Origin of the sequence: Nonomuraea sp. NPDC003709 (assembly GCF_040610775.1) — a bacterium.
GTDB classification, from domain to species: Bacteria; Actinomycetota; Actinomycetes; order Streptosporangiales; family Streptosporangiaceae; genus Nonomuraea; species Nonomuraea angiospora_A.
Map to the genome: position 1 here is coordinate 87,534 of NZ_JBEXMW010000031.1, position 23,265 is coordinate 110,798.

At 70.9% G+C, this 23,265-nt stretch carries 17 protein-coding genes; 9 read left to right on the top strand and 8 right to left on the bottom strand.

Going from position 1 to position 23,265, the window contains the following annotated elements; genetic code table 11:
* Nucleotides 1–111 precede the first annotated feature (111 nt).
* From smc to ABZX61_RS56110, 3 genes are all read left to right on the top strand, one after another.
* The gene (smc, locus tag ABZX61_RS56100; protein ID WP_355208930.1) at nucleotides 112–3,792 is read left to right on the top strand and encodes a chromosome segregation protein SMC; all 3,681 of its coding nucleotides are present in this window, start codon (nucleotides 112–114) and stop codon (nucleotides 3,790–3,792) included.
* A gap of 118 nt (nucleotides 3,793–3,910) precedes the next feature.
* Nucleotides 3,911–5,089, top strand: a complete 1,179-nt coding sequence (gene ftsY / locus ABZX61_RS56105) for a signal recognition particle-docking protein FtsY (RefSeq protein WP_355208933.1) — start codon at nucleotides 3,911–3,913, stop codon at nucleotides 5,087–5,089.
* A 259-nt stretch (nucleotides 5,090–5,348) separates the two neighbouring features.
* Nucleotides 5,349–7,025, top strand: coding sequence for a tetratricopeptide repeat protein (locus ABZX61_RS56110; protein WP_355208936.1), 1,677 nt, complete (start codon nucleotides 5,349–5,351; stop codon nucleotides 7,023–7,025).
* Nucleotides 7,026–7,041: 16 nt separating this feature from the next.
* Here ABZX61_RS56110 and ABZX61_RS56115 read toward each other — a convergent pair whose 3' ends face one another.
* From ABZX61_RS56115 to ABZX61_RS56125, 3 genes are read right to left on the bottom strand one after another with little or no spacing between them, the layout of a single operon-like run.
* Complete coding sequence (locus ABZX61_RS56115) at nucleotides 7,042–7,845, bottom strand: ABC transporter ATP-binding protein (protein WP_355208939.1); 804 nt, start codon at nucleotides 7,843–7,845, stop codon at nucleotides 7,042–7,044.
* Nucleotides 7,842–8,885: an iron chelate uptake ABC transporter family permease subunit gene (locus ABZX61_RS56120; protein ID WP_355208942.1), complete on the bottom strand. Its 1,044-nt coding sequence runs from the start codon at nucleotides 8,883–8,885 to the stop codon at nucleotides 7,842–7,844. The genes ABZX61_RS56115 and ABZX61_RS56120 overlap by 4 nt, the downstream gene beginning before the upstream one ends.
* Complete coding sequence (locus tag ABZX61_RS56125) at nucleotides 8,885–9,919, bottom strand: iron ABC transporter permease (protein ID WP_355208944.1); 1,035 nt, start codon at nucleotides 9,917–9,919, stop codon at nucleotides 8,885–8,887. Before ABZX61_RS56125 ends, ABZX61_RS56120 begins: the two co-directional genes overlap by 1 nt.
* Nucleotides 9,920–10,156: 237 nt before the next feature.
* Here ABZX61_RS56125 and ABZX61_RS56130 point away from each other — a divergent pair, with 237 nt between their 5' ends.
* Nucleotides 10,157–10,999, top strand: coding sequence for an iron-siderophore ABC transporter substrate-binding protein (locus ABZX61_RS56130; protein WP_355208947.1), 843 nt, complete (start codon nucleotides 10,157–10,159; stop codon nucleotides 10,997–10,999).
* Between the two features lie 6 nt (nucleotides 11,000–11,005).
* Here the strand turns inward: ABZX61_RS56130 and ABZX61_RS56135 are convergent, their stop codons facing one another.
* On the bottom strand, nucleotides 11,006–12,079 hold the full coding sequence (locus tag ABZX61_RS56135; protein WP_355208950.1) for a PLP-dependent cysteine synthase family protein: 1,074 nt from the start codon (nucleotides 12,077–12,079) through the stop codon (nucleotides 11,006–11,008).
* 247 nt (nucleotides 12,080–12,326) lie between these two features.
* Between ABZX61_RS56135 and ABZX61_RS56140 the strand changes: the two genes are divergently transcribed.
* Nucleotides 12,327–12,911 (top strand): sigma-70 family RNA polymerase sigma factor, encoded by a 585-nt coding sequence (locus ABZX61_RS56140; protein WP_350729756.1) that lies wholly within the window; start codon nucleotides 12,327–12,329, stop codon nucleotides 12,909–12,911.
* A 6-nt stretch (nucleotides 12,912–12,917) separates the two neighbouring features.
* Here ABZX61_RS56140 and ABZX61_RS56145 read toward each other — a convergent pair whose 3' ends face one another.
* Both ABZX61_RS56145 and ABZX61_RS56150 read right to left on the bottom strand, forming a co-directional pair.
* Nucleotides 12,918–13,862: a sensor histidine kinase gene (locus ABZX61_RS56145; RefSeq protein WP_355208953.1), complete on the bottom strand. Its 945-nt coding sequence runs from the start codon at nucleotides 13,860–13,862 to the stop codon at nucleotides 12,918–12,920.
* Nucleotides 13,863–13,881: 19 nt separating this feature from the next.
* Complete coding sequence (locus ABZX61_RS56150; RefSeq protein ID WP_350729759.1) at nucleotides 13,882–14,721, bottom strand: DMT family transporter; 840 nt, start codon at nucleotides 14,719–14,721, stop codon at nucleotides 13,882–13,884.
* A 91-nt stretch (nucleotides 14,722–14,812) separates the two neighbouring features.
* Here ABZX61_RS56150 and ABZX61_RS56155 point away from each other — a divergent pair, with 91 nt between their 5' ends.
* The 3 genes from ABZX61_RS56155 (at nucleotide 14,813) to ABZX61_RS56165 (ending at nucleotide 17,509) form a co-directional block, all read left to right on the top strand.
* A complete protein-coding gene (locus ABZX61_RS56155; RefSeq protein WP_355208955.1) occupies nucleotides 14,813–15,388 on the top strand; it encodes an XRE family transcriptional regulator in 576 nt (191 codons plus the stop codon).
* Nucleotides 15,389–16,024: 636 nt separating this feature from the next.
* A complete protein-coding gene (locus tag ABZX61_RS56160; RefSeq protein ID WP_355208958.1) occupies nucleotides 16,025–16,822 on the top strand; it encodes a polysaccharide deacetylase family protein in 798 nt (265 codons plus the stop codon).
* 36 nt (nucleotides 16,823–16,858) lie between these two features.
* Entirely contained in the window at nucleotides 16,859–17,509 is a 651-nt protein-coding gene (locus ABZX61_RS56165) for a DUF2461 domain-containing protein (protein WP_350729765.1), read from the top strand.
* 121 nt (nucleotides 17,510–17,630) lie between these two features.
* Here the strand turns inward: ABZX61_RS56165 and ABZX61_RS56170 are convergent, their stop codons facing one another.
* Together ABZX61_RS56170 and typA are read right to left on the bottom strand one after the other, a co-directional pair.
* Nucleotides 17,631–20,144 carry a hypothetical protein gene (locus ABZX61_RS56170; protein WP_355208961.1) on the bottom strand — a complete coding sequence of 838 codons (2,514 nt, stop codon included), beginning with the start codon at nucleotides 20,142–20,144 and terminating at the stop codon, nucleotides 17,631–17,633.
* Nucleotides 20,145–20,328: 184 nt separating this feature from the next.
* Nucleotides 20,329–22,179, bottom strand: coding sequence for a translational GTPase TypA (typA, locus tag ABZX61_RS56175; RefSeq protein WP_355208964.1), 1,851 nt, complete (start codon nucleotides 22,177–22,179; stop codon nucleotides 20,329–20,331).
* Between the two features lie 309 nt (nucleotides 22,180–22,488).
* Between typA and ABZX61_RS56180 the strand changes: the two genes are divergently transcribed.
* Nucleotides 22,489–23,232: an AMP-binding protein gene (locus tag ABZX61_RS56180; protein WP_350729770.1), complete on the top strand. Its 744-nt coding sequence runs from the start codon at nucleotides 22,489–22,491 to the stop codon at nucleotides 23,230–23,232.
* The last annotated feature ends 33 nt before the right edge of the window (nucleotides 23,233–23,265 follow it).

Here is a 23,265-nt window from a genome sequence, read left to right on the forward strand (position 1 = left end):
CGGAAAGCTTCCTTTACGCGGGCCGGGCAGTCGTGGACTGTACCGGCCCGCGTGGGGCAGTGCGGACCAGTAGGCTTTCCGAAGTCCGCATCAGGGAGAAGGGGGTCGCGCTTGTATTTGAAGACCCTCACCCTGCGCGGCTTCAAGTCTTTCGCCTCAGCGACCGCCCTGCGTCTCGAGCCGGGCATCACCTGCGTCGTCGGCCCCAACGGCTCGGGAAAGTCCAACGTCGTCGACGCCCTCGCCTGGGTCATGGGCGAGCACAGCGCCAAGTCGCTGCGCGGCGGCAAGATGGAGGACGTCATCTTCGCCGGCACCTCCTCCAGGCCGCCGCTCGGGCGCGCCGAGGTGACGCTGACCATCGACAACACCGACGGCGCGCTGCCGATCGACTACACCGAGGTCACGATCAGCCGGCTGATGTTCAGGTCGGGGCAGAGCGAATACGCGATCAACGGCGACACCTGCCGTCTGCTCGACATCCAGGAGCTGCTGTCCGACTCCGGCATCGGCCGCGAGATGCACGTGATCGTCGGCCAGGGCCAGCTCGACGCCGTCCTGCACGCGGGGCCCGAGGACCGGCGGGCGTTCATCGAAGAGGCCGCGGGCGTGCTGAAGCACCGCAAGCGCAAGGAAAAGGCGCTGCGCAAGCTCGACTCCATGCAGGCCAACCTGACCCGCGTGCAAGACCTCACGACCGAGCTGCGCCGCCAGCTCAAGCCGCTGGGCCGGCAGGCGGAGATCGCCCGCAAGGCCGCCGTCATCCAGGCCGACCTGCGGGACGCCCGGCTGCGGCTGCTGGCCGACGACGTGTGCATCCTGCGTACGACGCTGCAGCGCGAGGCCGCCGACGAGGCCGCGATCATGGCCAGGCGCAACCAGGTCGAGGCCGAGCTGGCCGAGGGCCAGCAGCGCGAGGCGGCCCTGGAGACGGCCGAGGCCGAGACCCAGCCGCGGCTGAGCGCCGCGCAGGAGACGTACTTCCGGCTCTCGTCGCTGCGCGAGCGCATCACCGGCCTGGCGCAGCTCGCCGCCGAGCGCCACCGGCACGCGCTCGACGCCGCCGCCATCGAGCGCCGCGGCCGCGATCCCGAAGACCTTGAGCGCGAGGCCGCCGAGGTGCGCGAGCGGGAGCTGATCCTCGGTGCCGAGCTGGAGCAGGCTCAGGAGCTGCTGGAGGAGGCCGTCCAGCGGCGGGCCGAGGCCGAGGCCGAGCTGAGCGCGGAGGAGCACCGCCTCGCCCTGGCCGCCCGGGCCGCCGCCGACCGCCGCGAAGGGCTGGCCAAGCTGCGCGGCCAGGTCGATTCCGTACGGAGCCGGACGCGGGCCGCCGAGGAGGAGATCGGGCGGCTCCAGCAGTCCGTGGCCGACGCGGCCGGGCGCGAGCGGCGGGCCAGGGAGGACCTGGAGGCGCAGCGGCTGGAGGAGCCCGCGGTCGATCCCGCGCTCGCCGAGGAGCTGGCCACGGCGCAGGCGCTGGTGGAGGAGGCCAGGGCGGTCGCCGACGAGGCGCGCGCGGCGGCCGAGGAGGCCAAGGCGGGCCTCGACGCGCCGCGCGCCGCCCTGCAGGCCGCCAGGTCCGGGATGACCACCGCGCGCGCCGCCGATCAGGAGGCCCAGCGGTCCGTGGCCGCGTTGATCGCCCGCCGCGACGCCCTGGAGCTGGGCCTCGCCAAGGGCGACGGCGGCGCGGCGCTGCTGGACGCCGACCTGGCCGGGGTGCTGGGGCCGCTGGCCGCCTCGATGCAGGTCACGCCCGGCGCGGAGCCGGCGGTGGCGGCCGTGTTGGGCCCGGTCGCCGAGGCCATCGCGGTCAAGTCCCTCGACACGGCCGTCGAGGCCCTTGACCTGCTGCGCACCCAGGGCTCGGGTCAGGCGACCCTCCTGGTGGGGGCGGACGACGACAGGGCCCGGCGCACCCGTACGGCGGCTCCCGAGGGCGGCCAGTGGGCCGCCGACCTCGTCACGGTCCCCGACCACCTGCGGCCCGCCCTCGACCACGTCCTCGCGGACGTCGTGCTCGTGGCCGACCTCGAAGCCGCCCGCGCGGTCGTCGAGAGCCACCCCGAGCTCAGGGCGGTCACCAAGGCGGGCGACCTGGTGAGCGCGCACCTGGCCAGCGGTGGCTCCGAGGGCGGCACCTCCGTGCTGCAGGTACGGGCCGCGTTCGACGAGGCCGTCAGGGACCTGGAGGAGGCCGAGGGCCGGGCCGAGGAGACGGCCGTCGCCCTCGACCAGGCGGCCGAGCAGGAGCAGGCGGCCCAGGCGGCGCTGGAGGCCGCCCAGGCGAAGGCCAACGAGGCCCAGACCGCCGTCACCACCGCCCAGGCCGGCGTGAGCGCCGTCCAGGGGACCCTCGACCAGGTCAGGGGCCGCCAGCGGGAGGCCGACCAGCGCAACGCCGCCGCCGCCAAGCGCCTGGCCCAGCTCGAGGCCGCCGCCAACGCCGCCCACGACGAGGCCGAGCGCCTGGCCGTGAGCGTCACCAAGGCGGAGGAGGCCCGCGCCGAGGGGCTGGAGGAGGTGGCCGAGCTGGAGGTCCGCTTGGCCGAGGCCGAATACGCCCAGGAGCTGGAGTCCGAGCCCACCACCGACCTCCGCGACGACCTGGCCGGCGCCTGCGAGGTCGCCCGGCAGCGCGAGATGGACACCCGGCTCCAGGTCCGCACCGCCGAGGAGCGGGTCAAGGGCATCGAGGGCCGCGCCGACGGGCTCGTCCGGGCCGCCCAGCGCGAGCGCCAGGACCGCGCCCAGGCCGCGGCCCAGCGCGCCAGGCGCCGCCAGCAGGCCGCCGTGGCCGAGGCCGTCAGCAAGGGCGCCAAGCAGGTGCTCAGGGAGCTCGAGTCCTCCGTCCGGCTGGCGTCGAGGGAGCGCGACGAGGCCGACCTCGCCAGGGTGGCCGTCGACGCCGAGCTCAAGCAGGTGCGCCTGCGCGTCCGCGAGCTCGGCCAGGAGCTGGACAAGCTGGTCAACCGCGTCCACGGCAGCGAGGTCGCCCGCACCGAGCAGCGGTTGCGGCTGGAGCAGATGGAGCAGCGGGCGCTGGAGGAGTTCGGGGTCGAGATCGAGGCCCTGATCTCCGAGTACGGGCCCGAGGTCCCGGTCCCCGGAGACCCGCCCGTGCCGTACGTGCGCGAGGAGCAGGAGAAGCGGGCCAGGGCCGCCGAGCGGCAGATGAACCAGCTCGGCAAGGTCAACCCCCTCGCCCTGGAGGAGTTCGCGGCCCTGGAGGAGCGGCACGCGTTCCTCACCTCGCAGCTGGAGGACCTCAAGAAGACCAGGCGCGACCTGCTGCTCGTGGTCAAGGAGGTCGACGACCGGGTGGAGCAGATGTTCGCCTCGGCGTACGAGGACGTGGCCCGGGAGTTCGAGCAGATCTTCACCAGGGTGTTCCCGGGCGGCGATGGACGGCTGGTGCTGACCGAGCCGGCCGACATGCTGACCACCGGCATCGAGGTCGAGGCGAGGCCGCCGGGCAAGAAGGTCAAGCGGCTGTCGCTGCTGTCGGGCGGGGAGCGCTCGCTGACCGCCGTGGCGTTCCTGATCTCCATCTTCAAGGCGCGGCCCTCGCCGTTCTACGTGATGGACGAGGTCGAGGCGGCGCTCGACGACACGAACACGCAGCGGCTGCTGACGCTGTTCGAGGAGCTGCGGCAGAGCTCGCAGCTGATCGTCATCACCCACAACAAGCGCACGATGGAGATCGCCGACGCGCTCTACGGCGTCTCGATGCGCGGGGACGGCGTGACGCAGGTCGTCAGCCAGCGGCTCCGCGAACGCGAGCCGGCCTGACGACCCTGGCCCCCATGCCCGGCGGCGCGCCGGACAGCCGGTCTGAGGGCGTGAGTTGGGCCTGATCGGTGGTGCCTTGGGCATGACCATGCCGGTCGATCTGGAAAACTGACATCTTGTGGATGGTTACCTCGGCGTCATAGTGATCGTGGCCGTCGTCGCCCTGCTGGCGGCCGGCGGTCTTCTGCTGTACTTCAAGCCGGGTCGCAAGGCGGCCCCGCCGGTCAAACCGCCAGAGACTCCCGTGCTCCCCGAGCAGGAGGAGAAGCCCGCGGGAGTGGCGGGCGAGGAGGGCGAAGGCGCGACCACCACGCTGCCGCCACCGGTCAAGCCCGCCGAGCCGGCCGTCGTCACGCCCGAGATCGAGGTGCCGCCGCCGTCCGCGGGCCGGATGGTGCGGCTGCGCTCGCGGCTGGCACGCTCGCAGAGCGCCCTCGGGCGCGGCCTGCTGGAGCTGCTCTCCCGCGACCGCCTCGACGACGACGTGTGGGACGAGGTCGAGGAGAAGCTGATCACCGCCGACGTCGGCGTCGCGCCGACCCGGGTGATCGTCGACGACCTGCGTACCAAGGTCAAGGTGCTGGGCAGCCGCACCCCCGAGGAGCTGCGCGGCCTGCTGCGCGAGGAGCTGCTGGCCCAGGTCAACCCCGACCTCGACCGCACGCTGCACGTCCAGAAGCACGGCGAGCGGCCCGCGGTGGCCCTCATCGTGGGCGTCAACGGCACCGGCAAGACCACCACCACCGGCAAGCTCGCCCGCTCGCTCGTCGGCGACGGCAAGAAGGTCGTGCTCGGCGCGGCCGACACGTTCCGCGCGGCCGCCGCCGACCAGCTCCAGACGTGGGGCGAGCGGGTGGGGGCCGACGTCGTACGCGGCCCCGAGGGCGGCGACCCGGCCTCCGTGGCGTTCGACGCCGTCGCCAAGGGGATCGAGGAGAAGGTCGACGTGGTCATCGTCGACACCGCGGGCCGCCTGCACACCAAGACCGGCCTCATGGACGAGCTGGGCAAGGTCAAGCGGGTCATCGAGAAGAAGGCCACGGTCGACGAGGTGCTGCTCGTCCTCGACGCCACCACGGGCCAGAACGGCATGCGCCAGGCCCAGGTGTTCGCCGAGGTGGTCAACATCACCGGCATCGCGCTGACCAAGCTCGACGGCACCGCCAAGGGCGGCATCGTGATCTCCGTGCAGCGGGAGCTGGGGGTGCCGGTCAAGCTCGCGGGGCTCGGCGAGGGGCCCGACGACCTGGCGCCGTTCGACCCCGAGGTGTTCGTGGACGCGATCCTGGGGGAGTGAGGCGAACACGATTCGGGCGCGCGGTAATTGACGAGGGAATAGCCATTACCAGATAAACAATTGTTCGAGGGCTTTTCCCTGTGCTGACATGTAGCGGTCATCAATGATCGCTCGTTCCGCGCAAAGGGGCGCCATGAAGAAGATCGTCGTTCATCGGCCAGGAACCGTGAAGCCGACCGCCGCGGCCGCGCCGAGGCACAGCGCCTGAGCCGCCCGGCCGGCGTCTCGTGGGGCGCCGGCCAGCACGGAAAGGCCGTTCGTGGACACGATCTCCCTTGACGCCGACCGCCGGATCGGCGGCCCCTACACTTTCGCGGCCGGGCTCCTCGGCCATCTCGTCCCCCGGGCGCTGGAGCGCCGACCGGAGCTGGTCGCCGCGTACGACATCGAGATCCGCACCGCCGCGCCGCAGCTGCGCGAGTCCGTCCCCGAGCGCAGGAGCTCGCTGGCCGGCCGCCTGCCCACGGGGCAGCGCATCCTCGTGCCCGGCGCCCGGCGCAGCCTCAGGATCGCGAACGGGCTGGCCGAGTTCGTCCGCGACCACCTGCGCGACGCGGGCCCGCTCGCGCTCACCGTGACGAACCTGGGCGCGGCCGACCACACCGACACCGAGCTGGTAACCGTGCTGCGGCGCAGGCTCGACCCGGGGCTGCTGCGCATCGACGAGGGCCCGCCGGCCCCGAGTACCGGACCGCTGCGCGCGGACTTCGACCGCTACCGCGACGAGGGCTTCCATCACGCCATGGCCGAGTCGGGCCTGGCCGTGCTGCGCGGGATGGCGTACGAGGACGACCCGGAGGGCTGGCAGCACCTCCTGCAGCGCGTCGCCGGCGCCCTGGAGGCCATCGAGCGCGAGGACGAGGCCCGCGAGCTCTACGACCGGGCCAGGCGCGTGAGCACCGACCCCAAGCACCGCGCCACCGTCGCGTACGCGACCGCCATGATCCTCGTACGCCACCACGACCCCGCCCGGCGCGATCCCGAGCAGGCCCTGGCCTGGATCAACGAGGCGATCACGATCACGTCGCTGCTGTCGGACCGCCGCGAGCGGGCCTTCCATCTCGGGTTCGACCTCAATGGCAAGGCCCTGGTCGAGGTGCGCAGGGGCCGTCACGAGGCGGCGATGGAGCTGGTGCAGCGGGCCATCGACCTGGCCGAGACGGACCTGGCCGGCGAGCACCCGATCCACCGGCTCGTGCTGCACGCCAACAGGGCGCAGCTTCTGGCCATGGCGGGCCGGACGGAGGAGGCGCTGGCCGGCTACACGCGGGCCGTCGAGGCCGATCCCGGCTACCCCGACTACTACCTCGAACGCGGCAACCTGCTGCACCGGCTCGGCCGGACGGAGGAGGCGCTGGCCGACTACGAGGCGGTCATGCGGCTCAGCCCGCCCTTCCCCGAGGCGTACTACAACCGGGCCGAGGTCCGGTTCGCTGCGGGAGACCTCGACGGGGCCCGCGCCGACCTGGACCACACGCTGGAGCTGGACCCCGAGTTCGCGCCCGCGTACGTGAACCGCAGCGGTATCGATGTGGTGATGGGGGACTACGCCAGAGCCAGGGAGGACGTGGTGCGCGGGCTGGGGCTGACGCCCCGCGACCCCCACCTGCTGTGCGTGCTCGGGCAGGTGGAGCTGGCCGAGGGCAGGCGCCCGGAGGCGCGGACCGCGTTCGACGGGGCGCTGGAGGCCGACCCCGAGCTGGTGGCGGCCTGGGCGGGCCGGGCCGAGCTGGCCTTCGAGAGCGGCGAGCACGACGCGGCGCTGGCCGACCTGACCCACGCGCTGAAGCTGGCGGAGACGGCCGAGCTGCTGTTCAACAGGTCCGTGCTCTACCGGGCCGCGGGGCTGGCGGACAAGGCCAGGGACGACCTGCTCAGGGCCGCGGAGCTGGCCCCTGACGACGAGGAGGTCAGGCGGGCGCTGGCCGAGGCGTGATCGCCGCCGTGGCGGGTCAGGCTCGCGGCTCCGCGGGGTGCGAGCGCGGCCGGATCGGAACCACGAGCGGCGTCCCCGCCACCGGATCCTCGATGACCTTGGCGTCCAGCTCGAACACCTCACCCAGCAGGTCCTCGGTCAGCACCTCATGCGGGGTGCCCGCGGCGACCACCCGCCCGGCGCGCATGGCCACCAGCCGGTCGGCGTAACGGGCGGCCAGGTTGAGGTCGTGCAGGACCATGACGACCGTGCGGCCCGCCTCCTGGTGCAGGTGCCGTACGAGCTCCAGCACCTCCACCTGGTGCGCCAGGTCAAGGAACGTGGTCGGCTCGTCGAGCAGCAGCAGGTCCGTGCCCTGGGCCAGGGCCATGGAGATCCACGCCCGCTGCCGCTGCCCGCCCGACAGCTCGTCCAGCGGCCGTTCCGCCAGGTCGGCCAGGCCCGTCATGTCCAGGGCGGCCGCGACGGCGCCCTCGTCGTCCGAGGACCACTGCCGGTACCACGTCTGGTGCGGATGCCTGCCCCTGGCCACCAGGTCGGCCACGGTCAGTCCTTCGGGGGCGCTGGGCGCCTGGGGGAGCACGCCGAGGATCTTGGCCACCTCGCGGGTGGGGATCTTGTCGATGCGCTTGCCGTCCAGCAGCACCTCGCCGCCCTGCGGCTTGAGCAGGCGGCCGAGCGCGCGCAGCAGCGTCGACTTGCCGCAGCCGTTCGGACCGATGATCGTGGTCACCGTGCCCGCCTCGATGCCGAGGTCGAGCCCGTCGACGACCAGGCGTTCGCCGTATCCGAGCTTGACGCCGGCGGCCTGCAGCCTCATTTGCGTGACCTCCAGATCAGGTGGATCAGGTAAGGGGCGCCCAGTACGGCCGTGACGATGCCGACCGGCAGCTCCAGCGGGGAGAACGCGGTCCTGGCGATCAGGTCGGCGGCGGTGGTGAGCACGGCGCCCACGACCGCCGAGCACAGCAGCGGCGGCTGGGCGGAGCGGGTGAGCCTGAGCGCGATCTGCGGCGAGGCCAGGGCCACGAACGCGATCGGGCCGGCGGAGGCGGTGGCCACGGCGGCCAAGAGCACGGCCGCCAGGATCATCAGGGCGCGGGACAGGTTGGTGCGGACGCCGAGCGCGGTCACCGTGTCGTCGCCGAAGCGCAGGGCGTCGAGGGAGCGGGTGCCGAGCAGGGTCAGCGGCACCAGCACGGCCAGGGCCAGCGCGGTGGGCAGCACGTGCTCCCAGCCGCGGCCGTTGAGGGAGCCGCTGATCCAGACCATGGCGCGGCCGGTGTCGTTGACGTCGCCGACGGTCAGGAGCCAGAACTTGATGTTCGTGAACACGGCGGCCACGCCGATGCCGACCAGGACCAGCCGGTAGCCGTCCAGGCCGCGCCGCCACGCCAGCCCGTACACGACGGCCGCGCCGATCAGGCCGCCGAGCAGGGCCAGCGCGGGGATGCCGGCGGTGGCCAGCAGGCCGCTGGCGCCGCCGTACGCGCTGCCGCTGGCCACGACGCCGGCCACGACCGTGACCGAGGCGCCGGTGGTGACGCCGAGGATCTCGGGGCTGGCGAGCGGGTTGCGCGCGATGGACTGGATGATCGCGCCGGACAGCGCGAGCGCCGCGCCGACGAGGGCGCCGGTGAGGGCGCGCGGCAGGCGCAGCTCCATGATGACGAAGTGGGCGGCGCTGTTGACGTCGAACGTGCCGGAGATCACCTCCGGCAGCGTCATCCGGATCTCGCCGATGCGCATGTTCATGGCCATGAGCAGGACGATCAGGACCAGGCCGAGCACGGAGACGGCGACGCCGCGCAGCCGTACCCGCCAGGACACGGCGCCGACGCGGAGGGAAAGAGCGGTCATCACAGTCGCACTGGCTTCCTGCGCCTGACGAGCGCGACGAAGAACGGCGCGCCGAGCAGCGCGAGCACCACGCCCACCTCCAGCTCTCCCGGCGGGGCCACCACGCGGCCGATCACATCGGCGAGCAGCAGCAGCGCCGCGCCGATCAGCCCCGAGAACGGCAGCAGCCACCGGTGGTCGGTGCCCGACAGCGGGCGGGCGAGGTGGGGCACGATCAGGCCCACGAACGCCAGCGAGCCGCAGGCCGCGACGGCCGCGCCCGACAGCAGGGTGACCGCGGCGACGCCGACGGTGCGGGTCGTGGAGATGTTCTGGCCGAGGCTCCTGGCCACGTCCTCGCCGAGGGAGAGCGCGTTCAGGCCCGGCGCGTTGACCATCGCGAGCACCAGGCCCACGAGGATGAACGGCAGCACCTGCCAGACCACGTCCGAGCCCCTGGTCGCGATCGAGCCGGCCTGCCAGAAGCGGAAGACGTCCATCGCCTGCTCGTCCAGCAGCACGATGGCCGAGGTCAGCGCGTACAGCAGGGCGCTCACGGCGGTGCCCGCCAGCGCCAGCGTGACCGGGGTCGGGCCGCCCCTGCCGCCCACCATGCCCAGCGCGAACACCCCGACGCTGGCGACCAGGGCGCCCGCGAGGCCGAACCAGATGTAGGTGAGCAGGCTGGAGGCGCCGAGCAGGATGATCGAGGACACCATCGCGAACGCCGCCCCCTGCGTGACGCCGAGCAGCCCCGGGTCGGCGAGCGGGTTGCGGGTGTGGCCCTGCATGAGCGCGCCCGCCACGCCGAGCGCGATCCCGGCGAGAACGCCCAAGGCGGTCCTGGGGAGGCGCAGCGAGCGGATGACGATGTCGTTCTCGGTCCCGGTGGGGGCCGTGAGGGCGTGCCAGGCGTCGGCGAGCGGCACGGACTTGGAGCCGACCGTGATGCTCAGCACGATCGCGACCAGCACGGCGGCCAGCAGCGCGAGGAGAACGGTGAGCCGCCTGTGCCGGATGCCATGGAGGCGCGGGGCCACAGCGGTCGCACTCACCCACGTCCTCCTCAACATTTGCCCGATCACGGTGAAGTATGCCAGCTTAGGCAGGGCTAACCTAATTTAGGGTTACCTTACTTTGGGATTCGGGAAAGGGATCTAATGAGACCGTTGCGCATGCTGGTCGGGGCTCTCCTTGTGACGGGGCTCGCGGCCTGTGGTTCCTCCGGCGCTTCCGGGGGGAGCGCGGCGGCTCCCGTCTCCGGTGCCCCGTTCAGGACCGTCAAACACGCGATGGGCGAGACCGTGATCCCGGCCCAGCCGAAGCGGGTGGTGGCGCTCGACCAGAGCTTCGTCGACGCGGTGCTCACGCTGGAGACGCCGGTGGTGGGGTACACGACGTACCGGTCGCTCGACGACAAGCTGCCCGCCTACCTGGGGGCCGTCGCCGAGCGGTACGGCAAGGAGGCCACCCCGGTCGGCTCGCTGGAACAGCCGAGCCTGGAGAAGATCATGGCGCTGAAGCCCGACCTGATCGTCTCGGCGAAGGTCCGGCACGAGGCCCTGTACGACAAGCTGTCCAAGATCGCGCCGACCGTCTTCAGCGAGACCACCGGGGCCATCTGGAAGGAGAACATCCGGCTCATGGGACAGGCCCTGGGCAAGGAGCAGCTCGCCGACACCAGGATCAAGGAGTATGAGGGACGAGCGGCCAAGATCGGCGCGGCCGTCAAGGCGAAGGACGGCGAGCTGCCGACGATCTCGGTCGTGCGGTTCGCCGGCGAGCCGACAGTCAGGCTTTACGTTGAGAAGTCCTATTCCGGGCTGGTGTTGAAGGACGTCGGGTTCCCGCGGCCCGAGGGGCAGCCGACCGAGCAGGACGCCATCGCGGTGGACATCAGCCAGGAGCGGATCGCGGACCTGGACGCCGACCACATCTTTGTCTCGACATATCAGGATCCGTCGGCAGAGGGGCCTAAAGAGAAGTTCGTGAACAACCCGCTCTGGGGCAAGCTCAAGGGCGAGAAGCACGATGTCGCCGACCTGACCTGGATGACCGCGGTGGGCATCCAGGGGGCGCACGCGATCCTGGACGACGTGGCCAAGCTCTTCGAGGTGGACCCGGCGAGGGCCTGAGCCCGCTCAGTCCGGCAGGAACGCGCGGAGCTCGTCCAGGTGGGGTTCGACGTCCAGGCCCTGGTCGGCGAGCCACCCCGGGTTGCCGTACGTGCCCCGGTAGCGGTCGCCGCTGTCGCAGACCAGGGTGACGATGCTGCCCTGCTCGCCCGCCGAGCGCATCTCCTGGATGAGGTCCACGCAGGCCGCCATGTTCGTGCCCGTGGAGCCGCCGACGTCCAGGCCCGTGACCTCGCGCGTCCAGTGCATGGCGGCGATCGAGCGGGCGTCGGGGACGGCGATCATGCGGTCGATGACGGACGGCTGGAACGAGGGCTCCACGCGCGGGCGGCCGATGCCCTCGACGCGGGAGCCCCGCGCGGTGACCGAGGTGTCGCCGGAGACCCAGCTCGGATAGAAGGCCGAGCCCTCCGGGTCGACGACGGCCAGGCGGGTGGGGTGGCGGCGGTAGCGGATGTAGCGGCCGATGGTCGACGACGTGCCGCCGGTGCCGGCGCCCACCACGATCCAGGAGGGCTCCGGGTGGGGCTCCATGGACATCTGGGAATAGATGGACTCGGCGATGTTGTTGTTCCCGCGCCAGTCGGTCGCCCGCTCCGCGTAGGTGAACTGGTCCATGAAATGGCCGCCGGTCTCGGCGGCCAGACGGTGAGATTCGTCATAGATCGCGTGCGGATCGGTCACGAGGTGACACTTCCCGCCGTAGAACTCGATGAGGTGACACTTCTCCGGCGACGTGGACGCGGGCATGACCGCGATGAACGGCAGGCCCAGCAAGCGGGCGAAGTACGCCTCGCTGACGGCCGTGGATCCGCTCGACGCCTCCACGATCGTCGTGGCGGGCCCGATCCAGCCGTTCGCCAGGCCGTACAGGAACAAGGATCGAGCAAGTCGATGTTTGAGTGAACCTGTTGGGTGCACCGACTCGTCTTTCAAGTAGAGGTTTACACCCCAGTGCGAGGGAAGCGGAAAGACGTGCAGATGTGTGTCGCAGCTACGGTTGGCATCGGCCTCGACCTTGCGTATGGCGTCTGTCACCCAGTGGCGCGAAGCAAGGTCGTGACGGTCCACAAAACTCATGCCCATACGCTATCCCATGTGACTCTTGCCACTATTACTGCGAAATTGGGTGGGTAGTGTTATGATACTGAGACTTGTCCGGCCGTGGACGTGACGACACACGCCGCGAGCAGATGGACGGAAACCCCCTCTGACCAAGGCGGAACCTCTAACGCGTCCCTTACCTGGGACTTGCCATGATGGAAACCGCCCGCAGGCGGCTTGTGCCGAAACGGGGGATAGCGCAAGGGGGAATGAATTGATCACTATGACCGATGAGCAGCGTCAGGACTGGTTCGAGCGCGATGTCGTGCCCGTGACGTCGCAGCTGTTCGCCTCCGCCATGCGCCTCACCCGCAACGCCGCTGACGCGGAGGACCTGGTGCAGGAGACGGTGGCCAAGGCGTACACCTCGTACCACCAGTTCCGGGAGGGCACCAACCTCAAGGCGTGGCTGCACCGGATCCTCACCAACAACTTCATCAACGACTACCGCAAGAAGCAGCGTTCGCCCAAGTTGTCGGCCGCCGAGGACATCGAGGACTGGCAGCTGCACGCCGCCGAGTCGCACAGCTCGACGGGCCTGCGCTCGGCCGAGACCGAGGCGCTCGACCGGCTGCCCGACAACGTCGTGATGAACGCCCTGCGTTCGCTGCCCGAGGACTTCCGCGTGGCCGTCTACCTGGCCGACGTGGAGGGGTTCGCGTACAAGGAGATCGCCGACCGCATGGGCACGCCCATCGGCACGGTCATGTCCCGCCTCCACCGGGGCCGCCGCCAGCTGCGCGGCATGCTCGAGGAGTACGCCCGCGAGGAAGGCGCCGTACGGCTCCCCGCCCAGCGCGCCGCGTGAAGACCCCTACGACCCCATCATGAAATGAAGGCGGACGCGTAACACGCCGCCTTCATTGCGCAGCTGTACGAGATCGCAGAGCTGCCGGCTGATCCAGAGCCCGTATCCCCGAGGGGATTCGGGCTCAGGTGGTATGTAGCCGGGTAACGGATCGTCCAGGGCGCCGCCCGGGTCGGCGACCTCGCAGACCAGCTCCCCGTCGCTCACCCACATCGTGATCATGCCGTGCCCGGCGCCGTGCTCGATGCTGTTCGCGGCGATCTCGGACACGCTGATCACGAGCGAGGTGATCAGGTTGCGGTCCATGCCGGCCGCTCTGGCGTAGTCGCCCACGCTCTGGCGCAGCCGCTTCAGCTCCCGGGCCGTGAAGGGGATGGTCTCGGCGCCGTCGGCCGGCGCGGGCAGGGGCGCGCGGTCGCCGTTCAGGACCAGCTCGTGGGGCTCGACGAAGCGGGTGCTGGCCGCCTCGCCGTCCGCGCCCAGGAGAAACGGGTGGCTGACCGGGCCGAAGTCGAGCGCGGTCCTGGGGGCGCGGCGCACGTCGTACAGGCACATCATGATCGCCGCCGCCGGGCGGAGCGCGGCGTTGACCACCGACTCGTAGCGGATCAGCTCCCTGATGTCGCGCTCGCTCCTGCCCTCCCAGTCGGGCTCGCCGATGACGAGGGTGCGGCGGTCGCGGGTGTACTCGTGATAGGCGGCCAGGGTGCGGTACGGGTGGCCGTACCAGCCGGTCGAGACCCTGCTGTCGATGCGCCCGGCGTCGCGGCCGAGGGCGTCGTGCAGCAGGGCGAGCTTGTCCGCGCACGTGATCACCAGCACGTGCCTGCCCTCGTCGAGGGCGGAACGCACGCGCGGGGTGGCGAGCCTCACGAAGGTCTCGTCCGAGTCGTGCGGCACCGCGATGTGCCGTAGCGACTCGCCGTCCGAAGGTGCCCGGTCAGGGCGCACGGGCGAAACGTAGCAAGCGCTAGAGGTGCTGCGCAACGGCTATCAGCGCCACCGCCCCGAGCGCGCAGGCCACACCGGCCACCTGGATGGCCCGCAGCCGCTCTCCCAGCACCTGTCTGGCCAGCAGCAGGGTGCTCGCGGGATACAGCGACACCAGCACGGCGACCAGGCTGAGCAGGCCGTCCTGCTGGGCCAGCAGGTACAGGACATTGGCCGCCATGTCGAGCACGCCCGCCGCCACGATGATGTGCAGGGAGCCCGGGCCGGGCCTGAGCGCGCGCCGCGTGACCAGGGCCAGCAGCGCCACCGTCGTGATCGACGACACTCTGGCGCCGACCAGCGGCCACAGCCCGGCATCGTCCGGCGCCATGGCCAGCAGGATGAAGAACCCGCCGAACCCGGCCCCGGCCGCCAGCGCGGTCAGCACCGATGCCAGGGAGCCCTGCCGGTCCGTGGACCTGTCCTGGCTGACCAGCAGCACCGAGCAGAGCGCCAGCGCGATGCCCACCAGCGCCCAGAACGCCGGCCGCTCGCCCGTCGCCAGCCCGAACACCACGGGCAGCGCCGCCGAGGTGACCGCGGTCGTCGGGGCGACCACCGACATGACGCCCGTGGCCAGCGCTCGGTAGAACAGCACCAGCCCGGCCGCGCCCGCCAGGCCCGCCGCCAGGCCCCACGACAGGGCGGCGGCGCCGGCCGTGCCGGGCAGCACCGGCAGCAGGGCGAGGATCAGCACCAGGCCCGCGATCTGCGACAGCACGACGACCGACAGCACTTGGGATCGGCGGGTGGCCAGGCCGCCGAAGAAGTCGGCCGTGCCGTACACCACCGCGCAGGCGGTCGCCAGGATCACCGTCACCGGTATCCCCCCTTTGGTTCAACAGGTTGCACTGTCAGTACAACACACAGAGTACATTCCACTGCAAATCGGATTCACTAGACTGCACTGCGTGGAAGATCCAGACCTGATCAACCAGGCCATCGCCAGCAACGTCCGGGCCCAGCGGGCACACCGGGGGCTGACGCTCGACGCCCTCGCCGCCCGGTCGGGGGTGAGCAGGGGCATGCTGGTCCAGGTGGAGCAGGGCAGGACGAACCCGAGCGTCTCCACCCTCACCCGGATCGCCTCCGCCCTGGGCGTCACCGTGGCCCGGCTCGTCGAGGTCGCCGACGTGCCGACGGTGCGGATCGTGAGCAAGGCCGACGTGGTCACGTTCGACCAGGGGGACGTGCGGGCGCGGCTGCTGGTCGGCGCCGACGTGCCGATGATCCTGGAGCTGTGGGACTGGCGGATGCCGCCCGGCGAGCATCACGACGGCGACGCCCACCCGCCGGGCACCCGCGAGATGTTGACCGTCCTGGACGGGGAGCTGACACTCACCGTGTACGGCAAGAGCCACGTGGTCGGCAAGGACGACGCCGTGCTCTTCACGGCCGACCGGCCCCATCGCTACGCCAACCGGGGCACCGAGGACCTCAGGTTCGTGATGGTCGTCGCGGAGCCGCGCGACACCCAGGACCAATAACCGCTGCTTCTCCTTCCGGGACGGCATGGAAAACCTTGGTCACAGCCAGTAATATTTGCGGTCGGTGAGGCTGACGTGACAGGAGGCGTGCGATGGCGGTGCCCTGTGACGCGCGCCCGGTGACCGTGTCGCTCTGGCCCTCCGACGGCCGATGACCGGCCTCCCCACAGCCGGACGGGACCCTCGGAGCAGACCACCGGCTTCACCCAGCGGTCGTTGACGATTACTCATGCTTTGGACGGCTGATGCCCGTTGTTGGGTACATCCCTGGTGTGGCGGAAAGTGGGCAGGGGGTGGCGTGTGAGTGAGGCCCTCGCGGCGACGGAGAAGCTCCAGTCGGAGCTTCGCGCTCTGGGCGTCACCAGCGCGTACGAGGTAGGGGACGGAGCGACTATCTCGGTATGGATAGGCCTGGTCGTTCGGTATAGAGATGGTTTTTACCGTTGGCAGGAAGGACCGGTGAAACGTCGGCATCTGGGTACGGATCCGGTCGGATGTGCCATGCGCGTGGCGCGCCGCTACAAGGAACTGCAGGCCGATATCCCACTCTGGTGGGACGACCTGGCCAGGGAATTGCGGGGGAAACCGGTCCAGGACTATCCATAGGCCCCCGCGCGCGGCGCTTCGGGGGGAACCATGCGCGTATGGGCTTTGCCGCTGGCCCTGCTCGCTCTGGCAGTCTGCGTCACCTGCTCGGTGGCGAGCCGCCATCAGACCGAGGCGCCGATCGTGCCGTACAAGGCGGCCGTCGTCGATCCGGCGGTGCTCGCCAAGCGGCTGGTGTCGATGCAGTACGGGTCCGGCTGGCCGCGCAGCCGCAAGTTCGACTGCGCGAGGCTCAAGTGTGTGGCCCTGACCTTCGACGACGGGCCCGGCGAGTACACCGGGCGGCTGCTCGACATGCTGCGCAAGCGTGACGTCAAGGCCACGTTCTTCGTCATCGGGCAGATGGTGGCGGCCGACAAGGGCGGCCGGCTCGTCCGGCGCATCGTCGAGGACGGCCACGAGCTCGGCAACCATTCCTGGAGCCATCCCGCCCTCGCCGGGCTGTCGCACGACGACGTGCGGCGGCAGCTCCAGCACACCAACGACCTCGTGTTCAGGCTGACCGGGGTGCGGATGCACCTCATGCGGCCGCCGTACGGGTCGACCAACGCCGCCGTCGCCGCGGAGGCACGCCACGAGGGGCTGGCGGAGATCCTTTGGAGCGTCGACACCCTCGACTGGCTGCACCGGGTCCCCGCGGCCGTGGCCCGGCGGGCCGGCGAGGCCAAGTCCGGATCGATCGTCCTCATGCACGACATCCACCGGACGACGGTGGAGGCCGTGCCCGCCATTCTCGACATCCTTGACCGGAAGGGCTTCACGTTCGTCACGGTTTCGGAGCTCTACGGCAAGACGCCGTCGCCGGGCCGGACGTACACCGAGCGGTGACCCGAGGTGTCGGTGCGGCGTGGCACCCTTGGGAGCATGGGTTTCAGCGGCTTCCCTGATGAGGCTTTCCTGTTCTACGAGGGGCTCGAGGCGGACAACTCGAAGACCTACTTCACGCGGCACAAGCACCTCTATGAGGAGGCGGTGCGGGAGCCGATGCTCGCGCTCACGGACGAGCTGGCCGCCGAGTTCGGGGCGGCGCAGCTCTTCCGGCCCTATCGTGATGTGCGCTTCTCCAAGGACAAATCGCCGTACAAGACCCATCAGGGCGCGTTCGTGGACCTCCAGCCGGGGATCGGGCTCTACGTGGAGCTGAGCGCGGCCGGGATCTACACGGCCGGGGGCTTCTACACCCAGGCCCCCGACCAGGTGGCCCGCTACCGGGCCGCGGTGGACGAGGACCTGACCGGCAAGCCCCTGGAGTCGATGACGGGGGAGCTGGTGTCCGCCGGTTACGAGCTGGGCGGGGAGCGCCTCAAGACCAAGCCGCGGGGCTTCTCGGAGGACCATCCGCGGATCGAGCTGCTGCGGCACAAGTCGCTCTACGCGGGGGTGCGCTGGGAGCCGGAGCCGTGGGTGCACACGACGGAGGTGCGCGAGCGCGTGTCACGTACGTGGCGCGCGTACGGGCCCCTGGTCGACTGGCTCTGCACCCACGTCCGCGGCAGCGAACTCCCCCGCCGCTGACCCTTCCACCCACGGCCCGCCGACCACGCCGGGCGCCGGTCGGCGGTTGGTGGGCGCCGCTGTGGCACACCCCGGCTCGCCGGGCACCGGGGTGGCGGGGTGTGGAACCGGAGCCACGTGGTCAGCGGGGGGCGGTGGTGGTGATTTGGTCGCCCTTGAGGATGCGGTCGACGGTTTGGCCGGCCGCGGAGGTGGCGGCGGTGGTGCCGGCCGCTACGACGATGGCCAGGGCGGGGGCCGCCAGGCTGCGGACGCTGCGGAGGTTGCGGACCCGGGCCCACGGTTCCCCGGCCAGGTGCATGAGGCGCCACTCCCAGTACAGCCCCAGCCCGACGCAGACCATGGTCACCTGACCCACCACGATCCCCACCACCTGCACCTTGTCGAAGGCCGCGATGTCCGGCTCCACCAGTGTGGACAGGTAGCCGGACAGCTCCGTGAGCAGGGCCGCGGCGATCAGGTGGAGGGCCTTGGTCATCGGCTGGGTGCCGCGCAGGCGCGGGTAGAAGTAGCCGAACAGGAAGCCGAAGGCCGGCAGCGTGATCAGGTAGCGCGCGTCGAAGATGAAGCTGGTCAGGTCGGCCCCGTCCGGCCACCCGTACACGATCGCGAAAGGCAGGCTCAGCAGCAGGCTCACGGCGAAGGCGTGCACGCCGTTGTGCCAGGGCGTGCAGCCGGCGGCCGTGGCGAAGGCGGTCTCCGGGTGCCGGCCGTGCTGCCGCAGCGCTTCCTCCAGGGCGTCCCGCCGCTCGTCGAAGTCCGTCATCGACATCTCACCCGAGCCGATGCTGCCGCGTCCGACGCGGTACAACTCCTGCTCGGCCACCAGCAGCAGCCGCTTGTGCAGGGCGGCCCTGACGAGCCGGCGGTGCTCCTCCTGCGAGGCGGGCTCGGCGAGTACGGGGCGCGGCCCGGAGAGCAGCCAGCGCGCGCTCGCCCAGGCGACGATCGAGGTGATCGCCAGCAGCGGCAGCGGCACGTCGATGTCCGCCAGGGTCGTGCTGCCGCCGGGTGTGATGTACAGCACCATCAGCACGGCGATCATGGTCGACTCGGCGACCGGGTTGTCGATCGCCGCGAGTTCGTCGCCGAGCCGCCGCAGCCGCAGCACCAGCATCAGGAACCCCAGCAGCAGCAGCCCGAGCACCCCGCGGACGAGCGGGGTGAGGACCAGGCTGCCGATCCTGGGTTCGGGTTGCGACACCGCCAGGCTCCACGACCCCGAGTCCAGCCATTCGGTCGGCCAGCCCTGGACCAGCAGGCTCACGATCATCGCGCCGGCCACCGCGCCACGCGTCCACTGCCTGGTGGCCACGGCGATGGCGGCGACCGGGATCATCGCCCAGCTCAGCGCCAGCACCAGCCGGACGCTGTCCGGCGGGTACACCCCGGTCAGCAGAGCCCGCAGCCACAGCGCCAGCGCGAGCAGCCCGATCGCGGCCTCGGCCGACAGCACGGCCAGCCGTACGATCACCGGCCTGACCCCCAGGTCCACGCTGAACGCCACCGCGGACCCCGCCGCGGCCACGGCCGCCACCGCCCCTCCGGCCAGCAGCGTCTGCCCCGGCAGCTGCCCGTGCAGCCACGACCAGGCCAGCATGCCGAGCCCGACCACCACGCCCAGCCCGGTCACGACCAGCAGGTCGCGCGTGTTCCACGGCGGGCTGGTGGGCAGCACCCGTCCCGCGTGCCGCAGCGCGAACGCGGGCACCGCGACGAAGAGGATCACGTACGCGACCGCCGACCAGTCCTCGGCGAACAGCGGGATCAGCAGCGTGGGCGCCGCCAGGACGAGCCCGGCGAACAGCTCCCTGTTGGCCAGCCGCGCCCACCACCCGCGCCCGAGCGAGCGCAGGAGGAAGGCGACGAGAGCGATCGCGGTGAGCACGCCGAGCGCGGTGGCCCACGAGAAGTCGTCCTCCACGACCGTGTCGGCGAACCCGAACGAGTCCGGCGCCAGCGTCATGCTCACCGGGTACGCCCCGATGGTGAACTCCAGCCGCTCCTCCTGCTCCCGCTCCGGCGTGATCCCCGCCAGCCGCAGCACCGTCCACTCACCGGGCAGCACGGCGATCGAGCGCGAGGTGACGATCAGCGGGACCGCGCCGGGCGCGGTGAAGTCGAGCTTCAGCAGTTCGTCCGCCTTGACCTGCCGCAGCAGCGTCACGGCGAACCTGGCCGTGGTCCCGGTGGCATCGGAGATCAGGATCGGCGCCAGGCGCGTCGTGGGCGCCAGCCCGGGCCCGCCTACCTTGATCGCGCCGAACGCTGCGTCGGTGACCTGCTGAAGCGTGCCCGGGAACCCGCTGCCCTGGCGCAGCGCCTCGGTGAGCGGGTCCTTGGGCGCCATCTGGAGCCGGTGTACGACGGTCACCTTGACCTGCCGCTGGCGGGGATCGATCCGCCCCTTGGGCACCGGGTCCAGGTCGCGCTCAGTCGCCCTGGTGAGCGTCACCTCGGTGGAGGCCTTGCGGGCCCAGCCCACGAGAGGGTCGGCGCGGGCGGCGGCCGCCACCCACGGGTTGGGCACCGCCGTGCTCTTGGGCAGCACGGGACCCGCCACCGGTCTGGCTACGACGGTGCACCAAACGATCGCCCCCAACGACACCAGAGCCAGCCCGAACGCAGTTGCCATCCGGAGCGTTCCCACAAATTGGATGATTCTCCGGAATGGCGGAATGTTCTATGTCACGGGGTCACGGTGTGATTACAGCTTTTCACCATGACCCCTTTTCTTGACCGGCGGGCTCATTCATCGTCCATGGCGAAGCCGCGAGCCTTACCGGCCGGGCTTACACCGAAAAAAGCGAAGAAAAAGCTCAGGCGCGCTTGGCGCGGGCCGCAGCGCGACCGCGGATGGCGGCGTCGAGCACGACCTTGCGAATGCGCACGTGCTCCGGAGTGATCTCCACGCACTCGTCCTCGCGGATGAACTCCAGCGCCTGCTCCAGCGAGAGGACGCGCGGCGGGATCACCTTCTCCGTCTCCTCGCTGGTGGAGGAGCGCATGTTGGTGAGCTTCTTCTCCTTGGTGATGTTCACGTCCATGTCGTCAGACCGGGAGTTCTCGCCGACGATCATGCCTTCGTAGACCTCGGTCGTCGGCGAGACGAACAGCGTGCCGCGCTCCTGCAGGTTGAGCATCGCGAACGCGGTCACCGGGCCGGACCTGTCGGCCACCAGGGAACCGTTGTTGCGGGTGCGCAGCTCGCCGAACCAGGGCTCGTACGAGTCGAACACGTGGTGCACCAGGCCGGTGCCGCGCGTCTCGGTGAGGAACTCGGTGCGGAAGCCGATCAGGCCGCGCGCCGGGACCACGAACTCCATCCGGATCCAGCCGGTGCCGTGGTTGGTCATGTGCTCCATGCGGCCCTTGCGCACGGCCAGGAGCTGGGTGACCGCGCCGAGGTATTCCTCGGGGCAGTCGACCGTCAGGCGCTCGACCGGCTCGTGCACCTTGCCGTCGATGGTCTTGGTGACGACCTGCGGCTTGCCGACGGTCAGCTCGTAGCCCTCGCGGCGCATCTGCTCGACCAGGATGGCCAGCGCCAGCTCGCCGCGGCCCTGCACCTCCCAGGCGTCGGGCCGGTCGGTGGGCAGCACGCGCAGCGACACGTTGCCGACCAGCTCCTTTTCGAGGCGGTCCTTCACCATGCGGGCGGTGACCTTGGACCCCTTGACCTTGCCGACCAGGGGCGAGGTGTTGGTGCCGATGGTCATCGAGATGGCCGGCTCGTCCACCGTGATCAGCGGCAGCGGGCGCGGGTCCTCGGGGTCGGCCAGGGTCTCGCCGATCATGATGTCGGGGATGCCGGCGATGGCGATGATGTCGCCGGGGCCCGCCTCCTCGGCCGGCTTGCGCTCCAGGGCCTCGGTCATGAGCAGCTCGGTGATCTTGACGCGCTGGATCGTGCCGTCGGTGCGGCACCAGGCCACCTGCTGGCCCTTGCGCATGACGCCCTGGTGGATGCGGCACAGCGCGATGCGGCCGAGGTAGGAGGAGGCGTCGAGGTTGGTGACGTGGGCCTGGAGCGGCGCGCTCGGGTCGTACGTCGGCGCGGGGATGGTCGACTTGATGATGTCGAACAGCGGCTCGAGGTCCGTCGAGTCGGGCATGCCGCCGTCTTCGGGGCGCTCCATGGAGGCGCGGCCGGCCTTGGCGGAGGCGTAGACGATCGGGAAGTCGATCTGCTCCTCCGTGGCGTCGAGGTCCATGAACAGCTCGTAGACCTCGTCCACGACGTCCTTGATGCGGGCGTCGGGGCGGTCGACCTTGTTGATGCACAGGATGACCGGCATCTTCGCGGCCAGCGCCTTGCGCAGCACGAAGCGGGTCTGCGGCAGCGGCCCCTCGGAGGCGTCGACCAGCAGCACCACGCCGTCGACCATCGACAGGCCGCGCTCGACCTCGCCGCCGAAGTCGGCGTGGCCGGGAGTGTCGATGATGTTGATGGTCATGCCGCCGTGCTTGACCGCGGTGTTCTTCGCGAGAATGGTGATGCCCTTCTCGCGCTCGAGGTCGTTGGAGTCCATGACGCGGTCGTCGACGTCCTGGTTGGCGCGGAAGGCCCCGGACTGCCAGAGCATGGCATCCACAAGCGTGGTCTTGCCATGGTCGACGTGCGCGATGATCGCGATGTTCCGCAGGTCGTCGCGGCTGTTCAAAGGCATGATGACGTCTCGCTCTGTGTCGTGGGGGCGGCCGCGCGAAGTCGCGGCCTTATAAGTCTAGTTGATCCCCTCTGATGACAGGCGCGACTGAGGAGAGGGGCGGTTGTGGATATGGGGTCCCCTGGGAGCAGGCGCGACGCGAGGGGGACGGGTGCGGATACGGGAGTCCCCCAGGTGACAGGCGTGACGCGAGGGATCCCCGATGTCAAGCGCGATCCTCGATGTCAAGCTGACGTTAAGCCCTACGTACATAGCCGGTTGCACAATTGTGCGCATGGCAAGCCGGGTCGCCGTCCTTAGATTATCGGCATGACCTGGACAGAGCTGGTTATGGCCGCCGCGCCGACCCAGGGGGACCAACCGGCGGTCAGCGAAGTCAGGACCGGCGAGGTGCTGTCGTACTCCGCTTTCACCAGGCGCGTCACCCGCGCCGCGGCGGGTCTGCAGCGCCAGGGCCTGCGTTTCGGCGACGAGGTGATCGTCGACGTCCCGCTCGGCACGTCGTTGCCCCTGGCGGTCCACTCCGTGGCCTGGGCGGGCGGGGTAGCGGTGCTCGCGGCCTCGGGGACGGCGCGCTTCATGATCACCCATCGCCGCTACGACCCCGCCGCGGTGAAGGTCGACCGGGTCTTCTCCTTCCAGACCGTGCCGGGGGCGAAGCCGTTCACCGCGCTCATCGGCGACCGCGCCCTCGAGTACGGCCCGCTGGCGGGGCCGGCGCTCACCGTCGACGGCGGGCGGGTGTTCGATCACCACACGCTGGCGAGCGACCTGCGCAGGCTGGCCGGCCGGCTGGTGATCGGCAAGGAGGACGTGGTGATCAGCGCGGTGAGCGAGCCGTTCCGGGGCCTGCGGGTGATCGATCTGGCGATGACGGTGGGGGCGCACGTCGTCATCGCCCACGAGCCGAGCCTGGTGGGCTGCCGCGTGCTGGCCCAGGAGCGCCGGGCCACCATGGTCGTCGCGCCGTACGACCTGGCCAGACGGCTGCTCGGCGACCCCGTCCTGCGTGTCGTCGACGAAAGGGCGATCGTGAGCTCGCTTGGGCTGTGAAAAGTGCGACACTGTGGGAGAGTGTGATCCTTC